Raw genomic sequence first — 13,097 nt, forward strand, 5'->3', positions numbered from 1 at the left:
TGAGGTGTTATACCTAATTATATTTCTATTATGATTAATATTCTTTTCATAAATTAAGGCGGAGGGTTTTTGATGACATCAGGGCTGGATAGAACAGACCGGCATATCCTCAATATACTGCAGCGTGATAGCCGGATTAGTAATCAGGATCTGGCAGAAAAGATCGGCTTGTCCCCGCCAGCGTGCTTACGCCGAGTGCGTCGTCTGAGAGAGGAGGGGATTATTATGGCGGAAGTGGCGCTGATCAACCCGCGATTAGTGGGGCGCTATATCAATATTATTGTTGAGGTTGAGATGGTCCGTGATCAGCTGGATATCTATGATGCCTTTAAGCGTAAGATGGATGCCGCTCCGGAGGTGACCCAGTGCTATCAGGTGACCGGAGAGGTCGATTTCCTGTTGATGCTGATGGTGGAAGATATGGAGAGCTACGAGACCTTTACGCGTAAATACCTCTCAACCGATGCGAATCTGAGCAAGTTTCGCACACTGATCTCTCTGCGTCGGGATAAGTTCAGTACGGCGATCCCGTTGTAACGCTGTTTCGCTGTTGCTCCGGGGCTGTACGCAACCGTGCGGGAACGGTTTTTGGCCGGGGATCTAAGGGGAAATTTGCGGTAACGGGTGAATGCCGGTTGAGTCAGATTTTCACGACAATTTTCATGACAAAGAATGATGAAAAAAATGCGACAAAATCATCCTTAAGGGGTTGACCGAAACAGGCCATATCAATAAGATACGCACCGTCTTCCGGAAACGGAGTCACTCAGCGTCCCATTCGTCTAGTGGCCTAGGACACCGCCCTTTCACGGCGGTAACAGGGGTTCGAACCCCCTATGGGACGCCATCTTTATGACGCGGAATTAGCTCAGTTGGTAGAGCGGAACCTTGCCAAGGTTCAGGTCGTCGGTTCGAGCCCGATATTCCGCTCCATTTTTATCTATCCTGTTGTTATCTTATCACTCCACTTTTTTTACCCCATCCCTGATTATTGTTTTGCTATCTCCTCACGTTAACCCGATCAGTTCTATGCTGGTTTTTACGCCGGTTTTTTTAGTGTGCTGCAGTTGTTTCAGTAGGATGACTTTTTTGTTGTTTTTTTCTTGACGAGGGTGGGGTTAGTCATTAATATACGCGCCTCCTCTGACGAGGAAGTTACAAATGTGACTGTGTCCCATTCGTCTAGTGGCCTAGGACACCGCCCTTTCACGGCGGTAACAGGGGTTCGAACCCCCTATGGGACGCCACTTCTATATCTCTCTGCTTTTCTATTCATTACTCACAACTATACACATTCCTCATCCTGAGTAGCTTTTTCTTGCAGACCGTATTCTGTTACCCGTGCATCGTATATACTGGCGACTCAATGCTTATAAAAGCTCAATGATTTCATGGGTTAATCATTTTAATGATTTCGCTGATAAGGATGTCGTTGCTCTTTGTTGTGCTGGGGCTGTCTTCGGGACCGCTTCTGGCTGATTCAGTGATTGTTTCTCTGGATGTAAAAGAGCAGGCGATAAATAAAAACTTTCTTCTCGCTGCATTTTCAATGCGCATTACCCGTTGGCCGGATGGCAGGCCGATACGGGTTTTTGTCTTGCCTGACCGTAACAACCTGCATCAACGGTTTGTAAAGCAGCACCTGCAAGTATTCCCCTATCAGCTGCGAAATAATTGGGATCGACAGGTTTATACCGGAACAGGATCGTTTCCGGTCACCGTTGAGAACATGGAGGAGATGTATCGTATGGTTAGCCAAACCGAAGGATCGATTGGTTACATTGCTGAATCTTTTAAGTTAAACCTTGAGACGGTGAGGGTTGTCGATGAATTTTAAATATTTCGCGACTCTGCTGTTATCTGCGGTCAGTGGTCTGTGTTTATCGTCGTCTGTGCGGGCTGCAGAGGAGACCTTTTCGGTCAATGGCTTCATCACTCAGGGTGTTTTTTACACCGACAATAACAATGTTTATGGTGACAGTGATAATAAGCCGAGTTTCGATTTTCATGAAATCGGTCTGAATACAGCCTACCGCTTTGCTCCAGAATTGCGCGGGGCCGTACAGGTGATGTCGCGGCAGGCGGGCGAGGTTGATAATGGCGAACCCAAACTGGATTATGCGCTGCTGGATTATCGCTTTAATGATTCGGTGGAAAAAGCCGTTGGTGTGCGGGTAGGCCGTCTGAAGATTCCGTTTGGTTTTTACAATGAAACCCGCGATGTTGCCTTTACCCGTCCCAGTATTATGTTGCCACAGTCACTCTATTTTGATCAGGCGCGGGATCTGGAACTTTCTATTGATGGGGTGATTTTATATAGCTCTTTGGAAGTGCCGGGTGGCTGGCTGGATCTGGATCTGCTGTACGGTAGTCCGCAAACGGATACTAACGTGGAATATGCCTACTTTGCGTTTGATGCCCCGGGTAAACTTAACGACTCCGATGGTGTTATGGGGCGGGCTATCTACAGTGTTGATGGTGGCCGAATCCGGGTGGGACTGACCGGCGCTGAATACCGGCTGGGCTATAAGCCTGGAAATGACCCAACCTTGTGGAACGAACTTAATGAGGGAAACCTCAATCTCAGTGTCCTGGCGCTGTCAGCTCAGTACAATTCTGAAAACTGGAGTCTCACCGGCGAGTATATGCTACATGAACTCGATTGGCGTGAGCTGGGCGGTGTTTTCACTCTCAACCCGGTAACCACTATTGAGTCCTACTATGTGCAGTTACAATACCGGTTTAATTACAGCTGGGATCTGTTACTGCGCTATGATGATCTTAAGCTTGATAAAGATGACCCCCAGGGTAAACAGAATAGTGTTCTGTTTTATACCCGGCCGGCGCATAATTTTTATGCCAAAGATCTGACTCTGGGTGTTGGCTGGAGACCAGATCCAAAGTGGCTCTTCAGGGCTGAACTGCACAATGTTGAGGGTACCGGCTGGTTAGCAGAGCAGGATAATCCTGACGCGTTGGCTTTGCGGAAGTACTGGAACGCATTTTCATTGCAGGCGACCTACCATTTTTAAACAATGAAGTCGTGAGATAACGCATTATGGATGGCACTCACAGAAAGTTTGTAAGTCTCAGGTGGAAGATCTTTATCCTGCTGGTGGTGGTGCTGGTCGGGGTGCAGGGGATGTATGCCTTTTTTTCCCTCTCTCAACTGAATGAACAGTTCAGACAGCAGCGTGAGCAGATTAATGCCTCTGAGATTGCCCGCCTTGATGGCTCGGTGGAAGCCTCTTATCAGCGCCTGCTTGAAGCCGCGGAATTGTTGCCGCTGATCGATACCCGTCAGGATAATGACTTGACTCCGCTGGCCCGGCTGAGCCAGACAATCAATCTTAAGTTCGATGCATTCCAGTTAACCGGCTCGGTCAATGCCGCTTACCTCTATGATAGCCAGGCCCGTATGGTTGGTTTCTGGGGTGAGAAGGTGCATATCAGCGAAGCCGATATTCAACAGGTTTACGATACTGAACGACCGCTGCGAAAGCTGACCTGCACATCGGTGTGTCTGCGTTATGTGGCAATACCGATTCAGCTTGAAGGTAAAAAGCAGGGGGTGTTGATGGTCGGGCGCTTCCTCTACGATGTGATCTACGACATTAAACAGCAGACTGCGCTTGATATCGGCCTGGTGCTGCAAGCGCCGGAAGGTGCTGGAGAGCTCGGCAACTGGGGGTTGTTGATCAACTCGCTGACGAATCGTTCACAAAATCAGGAGCTTCTTGAACAGGTTAGCCTGCAGCAGGTTTTTAAACCGGAAGGTGGTAGCTATGTTCTCAATCATAACGATCGTTATTTTGAACTGCTGTTTTCCCCTCTGAAAGGTGTCAGTGAAGGCAGTGCCTACTGGGTGGTGCTTGATGATATCTCCGGCCATCTGTTGAGTATCCGCCAGAGCCTGATGAACTATCTGTTGCTGGGTGTCGGCGGCATTCTGACAGCCCTGGTGCTGCTGTCTTTGCTGTTACAAAAACCGATCCATTTTTTTACCTTGCTGGCGCAAGAGCTTTCCCAGCTTAGCCAGAGTGAGTTTGGTTCGTTTCGTGAATCACTGGAGCAGTTTCGTAACCGGGACAAAACCTTTGGCGAGGATGAGCGGGATCTGTTGGTCAGCAGCGCCATACTGTTGAGTGAACAGCTGGAAAGGCTGGAAGATGAAGTTGATGAACGCACCGATAGCCTGGAAAAAAGTCGTCAGGCGTTAACCAAAGAGCGAGATTTTCTCTTTGGCCTGCTGGAGACAGCACCGCTGGTGATTATTACCCAGAACATTAAAGGTCAGCTGCGTAGTGTTAACCATTTCGGTTTGCAGTTGATGGATCTGGAAGGAAAGTCTCTGCGTAAAGCCAGTTTTATCGACACGCTGCAGCGGGAAGAGGAGCGGCTGGAGTTTCTTAGTAATACCCGCAGATTGATGGATGGACTGGAAACTGAGGTGCGTACCGACAGCGTCCTTCTGGATGCCGTGGGTAACCGTCATGACCTTTCATGGTTACATGTGCGACTGCGAAATTCTCAGGGTGATGAGCCGCTGATGCTGAGTATTGGCATGGATATCAGTGACCGTAAGCGCGCCGAGCGTCGCCTTCAATGGCTGGCGAACCATGACCCGCTCACTGAGCGACCCAACCGGTTATTCTTTATGAGCTGCCTGAATGATGCGATTGAGAAAAGTCGGGGCCAGCAGAGTAATGTGGCCGTTTTGTTTATCGATCTGGATCGTTTTAAAGAGGTGAATGACTCGCTGGGACATAGTGTGGGTGACAAACTTCTAAAAGTTGCAACCGGGCGGATCAGCGACTGTATCCGCGACAGTGATCTATTGGCCCGGCAGGGCGGCGATGAGTTTAGTGTCCTGCTAACCAGTGTCAGGGATCTGGAAGGGGCTGAAGTGGTTGCCAGTAAAATACTGCAAACATTTCAGCAACCGTTCTGGATTGGTGAATATGAGATTGTGGTTACCGTGAGTATCGGGATCAGCCTGTTTCCGGATCATGGAGTCGATGGCGCCACTCTGATCAAACATGCCGATGTAGCGATGTTTCAGGCTAAAGATGCCGGTAAAAACTGCTATTTCATCTATGATGTGGAAAAAGATCACCAGCGCTTTGAACGCTTCTCACTGGGTGCTGATCTGCGTAAAGCGATACATAATGATGAACTGGTGCTCTATTATCAGCCCCAGGTTGATGCCATTTCAGACCGGGTGATCGGTGTTGAGGCACTGGTTCGCTGGCAGCATCCGACGGCGGGCTTGCTGCCTCCGGATCGCTTTATTCCGCTGGCCGAAGAGCTGGATCTGATTATTCCGCTGGGTGAATGGGTGTTGCGTGAGGCGTGTCAGCAGATGCAGGCATGGATACAGATTGGCTTGCCGAAGATGACCATGGCGGTTAATCTGGCGGGTCAGCAGATCGCCCATGAGCGGCTGATCAAAAGTGTCGAGGAAGCCCTGGCCAGTTCCGGGCTTAGCGCGGACTGTCTTGAGCTTGAAGTCACCGAAAACTTTGTTATCCAGCAACCGGAAGTCACCGTGGGTAAGCTCACCTATCTGCGTGATCAGGGTATTACCCTGGCGATGGATGATTTTGGTACCGGTTACTCATCGCTGAGTTATCTGAAAAAATTACCCATTGACCGATTAAAAATTGACCGTAGTTTTGTCAAAGATATCGGTGTGGATCGTGGTGATGAGTCCATTATTAAAGCGACCCTGGCGATGTGTCATTCTCTCGGGCTGGAAGTGGTGGCTGAAGGTGTTGAAACCACCGAGCAGCTGAATTTTCTGTTGGATAATGGCTGCCATATCATTCAGGGTTATTACTACAGTAAACCCCTGCCGCCGGAAGCTTTCATGGCTTTTATGTGCAGCCGGCAACAGATGGATGGGACAAAACAAATGTCCTGATGGACTCTGGCGTTGTGCATATTTTCAGGGCTTTAAAACTAAAGCCCTGAAAAGCCAAAGGCAGGTCGCCGGTTAGTTTTGTCCAAAAACACTGGCGCGGCTATTGATATAGTCAAACTCCTCACCCCGTTCTTCGGCTGCAAACCGCAGTTCATCGAGTCGCTGGAATTTTTCGATCTCATCATCAGGCATGTTGTGCAGCCCGCTGCCGCCAAAAAACCACAGCAGGTCACGGGCGATCAGGTGGGCCAGTTGCGGATACATACGGAACGCCCGCTCCATAAACAGCTCGCCATCTGCGTATGCTTGCTCCTCTCCCTTTTCAAAATCATGGATCAGTTGCTGAAAATCGAGAATGAACTGCTCCTCTTCTGCGGTGATATCCTCGAGGGTGAAGGGTTCCTGGCGGATAAAGTTGTTATAGGCGATTTTGAGGAAGTTGAGGTGATGAAACTGATAAGGTGTCATAGCGTTCCGAAGCGGTTGTGGTATTCAGGAAAGCGCTATTTTAACCCAGAATTTAACAGGCGGTAACCGTTGAAAAATGGGTTATTTGCCCCAATCTATGTTCTCTAATCACCATTTCATCCTATTTTTTAGTACTTCCCACAGGATCCAACAGGAAACTGCATGACAACTGCGCTCTCCATAAAAGACCTGCGTAAGGTCTACAATAACGGCTTTGAAGCCCTGAAAGGCATCTCCTTTGACGTCCAGGAAGGGGATTTCTTCGCACTGCTAGGCCCTAATGGTGCGGGTAAATCAACCACCCTGGGTATCGTCTCATCGCTGGTGAATAAAAGCTCCGGCCAGGTCGAAGTGTTTGGCTATAACCTCGATACCGATGCCAGTAAAGCGAAGTGCGAACTGGGCGTAGTGCCACAGGAATTCAACTTCAATATGTTTGAGAAGGTCGAGGACATCGTCATTACTCAGGCGGGGTATTACGGCATTCCGGCGGCAGAGGCAAAAAAACGCAGTGAGTTTTATCTGCGTAAACTGGGTTTATGGGATAAGCGCAACGAACCGTCGAGAAGTCTGTCCGGAGGGATGAAGCGCCGCCTGATGATCGCCCGGGCACTGATGCATGAACCACGCTTACTGATTCTGGACGAGCCGACCGCGGGTGTAGATATCGAATTGCGCCGCTCTATGTGGGAGTTTCTGCGGGAAATTAATGCCAAAGGCACCACCATTATCCTCACCACTCACTATCTGGAGGAAGCAGAAAGCCTGTGCCGCAATATCGGTATTATTGATCGCGGTAAAATCATCACCAACACCAGTATGCGTGAACTGCTGCAACAGCTGAATACCGAAACCTTCATTCTGGATATCAGCCCGGCGCAAACTGAGTGTCCGCAGCTGGATGGCTATCAGGTAACGCTACAGGGCGATCATACCCTGCTGGTGGATGTGGAAAAATCTCAGGGGCTGAATCAGGTATTTGCCCAGTTGTCAGGGCAGGGGATTGAGGTAACCAGTATGCGCAATAAGAGTAACCGTCTGGAAGAGTTGTTTGTCTCGCTGGTGGATAAAACCCTTGGAGATAATGCAAAAGGAGGTGCTGCAGATGAATAACCGGCAACTGTTTATCGCCTTCTGGACCATTCTGGTAAAAGAGGTTCGTCGTTTTACCCGTATCTGGGCGCAGACTCTGTTGCCGCCTGCGATCACTATGACACTCTATTTTATCATTTTCGGTAATCTGATCGGCTCCCGAATCGGGCAGATGGGTGGCTTCAACTATATGGAGTTTATCGTCCCCGGTCTGATCATGATGTCGGTGATCACCAACTCCTATGGCAATGTGGTGTCCTCTTTCTATAGCACCAAGTTTCAGCGCCATATCGAAGAGCTGCTGGTGTCACCCACCCCTAACTGGATTATTCTCAGCGGCTATGTGATCGGCGGCTCAGTGCGTGGCCTGCTGGTGGGCTTGATTGTCACCCTGCTATCGCTGTTTTTTACCGATCTGTATATCCATAACTTCTGGGTGATCGTATCGGTGGTGTTTCTTACCGCCATTCTGTTTTCGCTGGGAGGCTTTATCAATGCGGTGTTTGCGAACAGCTTTGACCACATATCGATTATTCCGACCTTCGTGCTGACGCCGCTGACCTATCTGGGGGGCGTGTTCTACTCGATCAGCCTGTTGCCGGAGTTCTGGCAGCATGTGTCGCAGATCAACCCGATACTCTATATGGTCAACACCTTCCGTTACGGTATTCTCGGCGTCAGTGATATTAATATCGGTGTTGCTTATGCCATGATCATCGGTGTGATTGTGATACTGTTCAGTTATTCAATGTACCTCCTGAATACAGGAAAAGGGATCAGGCAGTAAGCGAGGCGGTTATATGAAAGGTCATCAGACAGGTTTAGAGTATGCACCGCTGGGTGCCGATACGCAGTATATCAATCAGTACGATGCATCACTGCTGTTCCCGATTGCCCGACACCTTAACTGGAAATCTCAGGGTGTTGAGCGCAGTGAACTGCCGTTTCAGGGCTGCGATATCTGGAACGCTTATGAAATTTCCTGGCTTAACAGCCGGGGTAAGCCGGTGGTGCGACTGGCTGAATTTCGTATTCCGGCCGATAGTGCCAATATCATTGAATCAAAGTCCTTTAAACTCTATCTCAACACCTTCAACCTGACCCGGTTTGCTTCTGTGGCCGAGGTGCAAAAACGGATGGCAGAAGATCTGTCAGCCGCTGCCGGAGGGCAGGTTGAAGTATTACTAAAGCCTCTGGATAACAATGAGCCGATCAGCGGCTTTAAGGGTGAGTGTCTGGATGAGCTGGATGTTGAAATCACCGATTATAGCCCCGCGCCGGAGCGCTTGAAAGCGACCGGCGAGGTGGTCGACGAGTCGCTTTACAGCCATCTGCTGAAGTCCAACTGCCCGGTCACCGGTCAGCCGGACTGGGCCAGTATCGCGATTGAGTATCGTGGCCCGGCGATTGACCGCGAGGGGCTGTTGCAATACCTGATCTCTTACCGTGAACATGGTGACTTTCATGAACAGTGTGTGGAGTCGATCTTTATGGATATCTGGAACCACTGTCAACCGGAGGCACTGACCGTCTATGCTCGTTATCTGCGACGGGGTGGACTGGATATTAACCCATGGCGCAGCAGTGAAGCGGGTAAGCCTGACAACCTGCGCTTAAGCCGACAGTAACAGCCGTTATTAATAGGAGCGAACATGAACGCACTGGACAACCTGCATCAGCGGGTATCAATCCCGGCACTGGAAGGCCCGGGCCCCACGCCGGAACAGCTGGAAAATATGTACCGTGCCGCGTTGCGCGCGCCTGACCATGGTGCGATTCAGCCCTGGAGGTTTCTCAATGTTCAGGACGACGGACGTAACCGTTTAGGTGAACTCTTCCTGCAGGCGGCAGCCGAAGGGCAGTCACTGTCTGCAGAGCAGCAGGCTAAATATCTCAATATGCCGTTAAGGGCACCGCTGATTATTGTGGCGATTGCCGCGACCAAAGAACACCCCAAGGTGCCCCGTTCAGAACAGGTGATCGCGGCTGGCTGTGCAGTCCAGAATATGCTGCTGGCAGCTCATGCTCAGGGGTTAGGCGCGATCTGGCGTACCGGTGAATTTGCCTACAATACAACGGTGATGGCGGGTTTAGGTTTACAGCAGGGTGAAGAGATCGTCGGCTTCCTCTATGTGGGTACGCCGATGCGTGAACGCACTCCGCCTGAAGTCGATATCAGCGCATTTGTCAGCGATTGGGGCTGATTTATCGTCTGCAAACGTCAAAGAGGAGAGGGTATGACTGAGCATCAGCAAACGGCAGAACAGTTTATTGACTGGCTGAAAGGTCAGATACCGCTGATTAATCATATGGGCCTGGCTGAACCCGCTTACGATGGTGACTCACTGACGCTGTCTGCAGCGCTGGCGCCCAACGTCAATGATAAAGGCACCGGTTTTGGCGGCTCACTGGCGACGCTTGCGACTCTTTGTGGCTGGGCGCTGGTGACCCTCTACCTGCGACAGCAGGGGCGTGACTGTGATGTGATGATCCGCGACAGTCAGCTTAAGTATCTGTTGCCGGTAACCGGAGACTTTAGCGCAATAACCCGCTTACCTGAGCAATCAGAGCTGGATGGCTTTATGAGCTTTATGGACAGTAAAGGCCGTGGCCGCCTCAATCTCGATGTTGAGATCCGTCAGGGGGATAAGGTGGCGATGACATTAAGCGGTGCCTATGTGGCGGTGGAAAGATAAAAATCGTAGTCCGAACGTCACAAAAAGCGTGACTTGTCCGAAGTCCGAAAAGCCAGATTATCTTATGGGTGATATGTCTTAGGAGTTATTAGCTTTGCTTGCCCGTTTTTTCGGACGTCGGACAAGCAAAGCGTTCGGACCCCGGACTACTGCCTTATTTCAAAACAACACTCTGAATCACAATCGGTTCTACCGGTACATCACTGTAAGGCCCCTGTCTGCCGGTCTGTACATGGCCTATCTGGGTGATCACATCCATCCCGCTGATGACTTTACCAAACACCGCATAGCCGGGGCGTGGGCCGTTGGCATTGAGGAAATCGTTGTTTTTCAGGTTGATGAAAAACTGTGAAGTGGCGCTGTGTGGGTCATTGGTGCGGGCCATAGCGATGGTGCCGCGCATATTGGACAGGCCGTTAACCGATTCATTCGCTACCGGGGGCAACGTATCTTTGCGTTCCATATCGACGCTGAAACCACCACCCTGAATCATAAAGTTATCGATCACCCGGTGGAAAATCGTATCGGTGAAAAAACCGTTTTCAACATAACGCAGAAAATTGGCCACGGTCAGCGGCGCCTGTTCGGGATTCAGTTCCAGTTCGATCACACCGGCGCTGGTGGTCATAACAACAACCGGTTTAACCTCTTCAGCGAATGCCGTGCTGAAAAACGTGACACTTAGCAAAAGCGATAGCAGATATTTTTTAAGCATGGTTATTCCTTAAAAGTTGAATACTTGTTTCAGCAGATCGGTGGTGCGTGCTGCAGGGTTTTCACGAATCTTCTTCTCTTCCTCTGCGATCATCGTGAACAGGCCGTTTAATGCACCTTCGGTCACGTAGTCTTCGAGATTATAGTTCTGCGCCAGATTGCCGACCATAGGCACTTTGGTGGCTTGTTTCGTCAGGTCACCATAATACTTAGTAACGCCCACCTGGTTCATCGAGGTTTCAACCGAAGGACGGAACAGCTCACCCAGTCGGGTTGAGGTTTTTTCTCTGAAATACTCTGTTGCGGCATTATCCGGGCCGTTAAGGATATTGCGGGCATCTTCTATGCTCATATCCTTGATCGCTGTCACCAGAATCTCGGTGGCTTCCGGTGCCGCCTGTTCTGCTGCCCGGTTCATACTCAGCTCAAACTGTTCTACCTGCGACCCCAGACCGTATTGTTTCAATAGACCGCTGATCTGCTGCAACTGATCTGGCAGAGGGATTTTGATCTGGGCGTTATTAAAGTAACCGTTTTCCTGACTGACGCTTTCAATCGCCTGTCGACTGCCCACCTCCAGTGCTTCTTTAAGTCCGGCGATCACCGTGTTGTAGTCGAGGCTACTGTTTGCCGTACTGCCTGCTGAGGATGGCGTAGTGGTTTTCTGTTCAATCAGCTGTTTGCCGCTCTCTTCAACCTTCTTCAGCAGGTCTCCGAATCCGCCAAAAGCGGTTGCTGTGATGGTGCAGGAAAGCAGGGTGATCCCTACTTTACCGATGGTCGCCTTGCGCATAGTGTATTCTCCCTGCCGACTTGCGGATAGATTTGATTCAGTCTAAGCACTAATGCTTAAAATAACCTTAATAATCGGTGTTGGTTGTATAAAAAACTTATCGTTTATATGTCTACAAATCAAAACTTTACCTTTCTTTACCTTTCGGTTGGTTATTTTTTCCATCGATAGGATTTAAAGTAAGCAGATCAATATATTAACGGAGTAGATCATGGATAGCCGTACTCAATTCACTAAAACAACGGTTGCTTTGCACTGGATAATTGCTATTGCCATGATTGGCAGCCTGGCATTCGGTATATATATCGAAGAACTGCCGCGCGGCCCGGAAAAAATTGAGCTGATCGCTCTGCACAAGTCGATTGGTGTACTGGTGTTAGTGGTGGCGCTTTATCGTCTTATCTGGCGCATCCGTAATCGTATGCCCGAGCATTTATCGCCCGTGGCTAAATGGCAGGAAAAAGTAACCACGCTTGTGCATTTTATCCTGCTGGCTGGCACCTTGCTGATGCCGACCTCTGGCATGCTGATGTCGATCGGTGGTGGTCATTCAATCTCTGTTTTCGGTTTAGAGCTGATTGCCGGTGGTGACAAGAATGAGTTGCTGGGGGAAACGGGAAAAATTATGCATGGTCTGGGGGGCAACGTCATGATTGCGGCGATTGCGTTGCATGTCGCGGCTTCTGTAAAACACCATCTGCTGACTAAAGATGGCACTTTGCAGCGGATGCTGGGCCGTAGAGTGGCCTGATATCTCAACCGAGTTTGAAGGGGATCAAAAGCCGCGTAATGCGGCTTTTTTATTGCTTGTTGATAAGAAAAAGCCCCCTTTAGTCTTTACGCTTGTCTCGGTGAACTCGGTGCCCTCTGTGGTAATACAGCTCTTTGCCTATCCCTTATGTGGATGTTTACTGGCTGATACAGCGGAAGGCTACATCTGTTCCGGCAGGCAGGCTAAAGCCGCTTTTGTCATCTCTGTAGCTGGCCACTTCAGGGCAGTTATCAGGGGCGATCTCAATAATCGGCAGGCTGAGTTCCCAGCCATTTTCTATGGGAGTGTCCTTGCGGGGGATCTTATAGCCAAAGATCGTGCTGAACTGTTTATCAACGGCTTCCCGGGTTTCTTTTTTCAGGAACAGGTGCCATTTGGTTGTCGAGCCAATATAGCGGGGTGGTGTTTTATAAGCAGACAGAATGCGAACAGAGATCTGACGAAAGTCGTTTATTGCCTGCCGGGTAATGGACAGACTCTCCTGACTGCTTTCTGCTTGCACTAAGTTGCACTGACCGATCAGAACGGTAGCGAGAATAATAGATGATATTTTTAATAGCATAGATTAATACAGCAATCTGAAACGTATAGATGGACGGGCCTGATGTTATGACTCTGCCAGCCCGTAAAAATTCCATT

14 protein-coding genes and 3 tRNA genes are annotated in these 13,097 nt (G+C 49.7%); 13 read left to right on the plus strand and 4 right to left on the minus strand.

From position 1 onward, the window contains the following. Positions 1–72 precede the first annotated feature (72 nt). The 7 genes from Q0499_RS11315 to Q0499_RS11345 all read left to right on the plus strand — a co-directional run bounded on the left by Q0499_RS11315 (position 73) and on the right by Q0499_RS11345 (position 5,923). Positions 73–537 carry an Lrp/AsnC family transcriptional regulator gene (locus Q0499_RS11315; RefSeq protein ID WP_299199376.1) on the plus strand — a complete coding sequence of 155 codons (465 nt, stop codon included), beginning with the start codon at positions 73–75 and terminating at the stop codon, positions 535–537. 234 nt (positions 538–771) lie between these two features. Continuing rightward, positions 772–847, plus strand: a tRNA-Glu gene (locus tag Q0499_RS11320). Between the two features lie 10 nt (positions 848–857). Then, positions 858–933 (plus strand) — tRNA-Gly (locus tag Q0499_RS11325). Between the two features lie 238 nt (positions 934–1,171). After that, positions 1,172–1,247: transfer RNA gene (locus Q0499_RS11330), tRNA-Glu, on the plus strand. Positions 1,248–1,408: 161 nt separating this feature from the next. Further along, positions 1,409–1,837, plus strand: a complete 429-nt coding sequence (locus Q0499_RS11335) for a hypothetical protein (RefSeq protein WP_299199378.1) — start codon at positions 1,409–1,411, stop codon at positions 1,835–1,837. Next, positions 1,827–3,032 (plus strand): hypothetical protein, encoded by a 1,206-nt coding sequence (locus Q0499_RS11340; RefSeq protein ID WP_299199381.1) that lies wholly within the window; start codon positions 1,827–1,829, stop codon positions 3,030–3,032. The genes Q0499_RS11335 and Q0499_RS11340 overlap by 11 nt, the downstream gene beginning before the upstream one ends. Positions 3,033–3,058: 26 nt before the next feature. Then, positions 3,059–5,923, plus strand: a complete 2,865-nt coding sequence (locus Q0499_RS11345) for an EAL domain-containing protein (RefSeq protein ID WP_299199384.1) — start codon at positions 3,059–3,061, stop codon at positions 5,921–5,923. Positions 5,924–5,995: 72 nt separating this feature from the next. Here Q0499_RS11345 and Q0499_RS11350 read toward each other — a convergent pair whose 3' ends face one another. Continuing rightward, positions 5,996–6,391 carry a PA2817 family protein gene (locus tag Q0499_RS11350; protein ID WP_299199387.1) on the minus strand — a complete coding sequence of 132 codons (396 nt, stop codon included), beginning with the start codon at positions 6,389–6,391 and terminating at the stop codon, positions 5,996–5,998. A gap of 162 nt (positions 6,392–6,553) precedes the next feature. Here Q0499_RS11350 and Q0499_RS11355 point away from each other — a divergent pair, with 162 nt between their 5' ends. The 5 genes from Q0499_RS11355 to Q0499_RS11375 are packed head-to-tail and all read left to right on the plus strand — an operon-like array spanning position 6,554 to position 10,179. Beyond that, the gene (locus tag Q0499_RS11355) at positions 6,554–7,504 is read left to right on the plus strand and encodes an ABC transporter ATP-binding protein (protein ID WP_299199389.1); all 951 of its coding nucleotides are present in this window, start codon (positions 6,554–6,556) and stop codon (positions 7,502–7,504) included. Next, positions 7,497–8,270 carry an ABC transporter permease gene (locus Q0499_RS11360; protein ID WP_299199392.1) on the plus strand — a complete coding sequence of 258 codons (774 nt, stop codon included), beginning with the start codon at positions 7,497–7,499 and terminating at the stop codon, positions 8,268–8,270. The genes Q0499_RS11355 and Q0499_RS11360 overlap by 8 nt, the downstream gene beginning before the upstream one ends. 13 nt (positions 8,271–8,283) lie before the next feature. Continuing rightward, positions 8,284–9,111 carry an NADPH-dependent 7-cyano-7-deazaguanine reductase QueF gene (gene queF / locus Q0499_RS11365; protein WP_299199395.1) on the plus strand — a complete coding sequence of 276 codons (828 nt, stop codon included), beginning with the start codon at positions 8,284–8,286 and terminating at the stop codon, positions 9,109–9,111. Positions 9,112–9,135: 24 nt separating this feature from the next. After that, positions 9,136–9,687 carry a nitroreductase family protein gene (locus Q0499_RS11370; RefSeq protein ID WP_299199397.1) on the plus strand — a complete coding sequence of 184 codons (552 nt, stop codon included), beginning with the start codon at positions 9,136–9,138 and terminating at the stop codon, positions 9,685–9,687. Positions 9,688–9,720: 33 nt separating this feature from the next. Beyond that, positions 9,721–10,179: a YiiD C-terminal domain-containing protein gene (locus Q0499_RS11375; protein ID WP_299199399.1), complete on the plus strand. Its 459-nt coding sequence runs from the start codon at positions 9,721–9,723 to the stop codon at positions 10,177–10,179. Positions 10,180–10,333: 154 nt separating this feature from the next. Here Q0499_RS11375 and Q0499_RS11380 read toward each other — a convergent pair whose 3' ends face one another. Next, positions 10,334–10,894: a peptidylprolyl isomerase gene (locus tag Q0499_RS11380; protein ID WP_299199402.1), complete on the minus strand. Its 561-nt coding sequence runs from the start codon at positions 10,892–10,894 to the stop codon at positions 10,334–10,336. Positions 10,895–10,903: 9 nt separating this feature from the next. Beyond that, positions 10,904–11,686: a DUF4197 domain-containing protein gene (locus tag Q0499_RS11385; protein ID WP_299199404.1), complete on the minus strand. Its 783-nt coding sequence runs from the start codon at positions 11,684–11,686 to the stop codon at positions 10,904–10,906. Positions 11,687–11,897: 211 nt separating this feature from the next. On the opposite strand from Q0499_RS11385, the gene Q0499_RS11390 reads away from it, so the two are divergent. After that, complete coding sequence (locus tag Q0499_RS11390) at positions 11,898–12,437, plus strand: cytochrome b (protein WP_299199406.1); 540 nt, start codon at positions 11,898–11,900, stop codon at positions 12,435–12,437. Positions 12,438–12,594: 157 nt separating this feature from the next. On the opposite strand, the gene Q0499_RS11395 is transcribed toward Q0499_RS11390, so the two are convergent. Next, a complete protein-coding gene (locus Q0499_RS11395; RefSeq protein WP_299199408.1) occupies positions 12,595–13,020 on the minus strand; it encodes a hypothetical protein in 426 nt (141 codons plus the stop codon). Positions 13,021–13,097: the final 77 nt, after the last annotated feature.

The organism is uncultured Amphritea sp. (assembly GCF_937127095.1).
Lineage (GTDB): Bacteria > Pseudomonadota > Gammaproteobacteria > Pseudomonadales > Balneatricaceae > Amphritea.

Bases quoted from the DNA above. Each gene is read 5' to 3' on its own strand.
- Q0499_RS11345 (WP_299199384.1), top strand. From the start codon at position 3,059: ATGGATGGCACTCACAGAAAGTTTGTAAGTCTCAGGTGGAAGATCTTT.
- Q0499_RS11385 (WP_299199404.1), bottom strand. From the start codon at position 11,686: ATGCGCAAGGCGACCATCGGTAAAGTAGGGATCACCCTGCTTTCCTGC.
- Q0499_RS11335 (WP_299199378.1), top strand. From the start codon at position 1,409: ATGATTTCGCTGATAAGGATGTCGTTGCTCTTTGTTGTGCTGGGGCTG.
- Q0499_RS11395 (WP_299199408.1), bottom strand. From the start codon at position 13,020: ATGCTATTAAAAATATCATCTATTATTCTCGCTACCGTTCTGATCGGT.
- Q0499_RS11315 (WP_299199376.1), top strand. From the start codon at position 73: ATGACATCAGGGCTGGATAGAACAGACCGGCATATCCTCAATATACTG.
- Q0499_RS11360 (WP_299199392.1), top strand. From the start codon at position 7,497: ATGAATAACCGGCAACTGTTTATCGCCTTCTGGACCATTCTGGTAAAA.
- Q0499_RS11350 (WP_299199387.1), bottom strand. From the start codon at position 6,391: ATGACACCTTATCAGTTTCATCACCTCAACTTCCTCAAAATCGCCTAT.
- Q0499_RS11340 (WP_299199381.1), top strand. From the start codon at position 1,827: ATGAATTTTAAATATTTCGCGACTCTGCTGTTATCTGCGGTCAGTGGT.
- Q0499_RS11375 (WP_299199399.1), top strand. From the start codon at position 9,721: ATGACTGAGCATCAGCAAACGGCAGAACAGTTTATTGACTGGCTGAAA.
- Q0499_RS11355 (WP_299199389.1), top strand. From the start codon at position 6,554: ATGACAACTGCGCTCTCCATAAAAGACCTGCGTAAGGTCTACAATAAC.
- Q0499_RS11370 (WP_299199397.1), top strand. From the start codon at position 9,136: ATGAACGCACTGGACAACCTGCATCAGCGGGTATCAATCCCGGCACTG.
- Q0499_RS11390 (WP_299199406.1), top strand. From the start codon at position 11,898: ATGGATAGCCGTACTCAATTCACTAAAACAACGGTTGCTTTGCACTGG.
- Q0499_RS11380 (WP_299199402.1), bottom strand. From the start codon at position 10,894: ATGCTTAAAAAATATCTGCTATCGCTTTTGCTAAGTGTCACGTTTTTC.
- queF (WP_299199395.1), top strand. From the start codon at position 8,284: ATGAAAGGTCATCAGACAGGTTTAGAGTATGCACCGCTGGGTGCCGAT.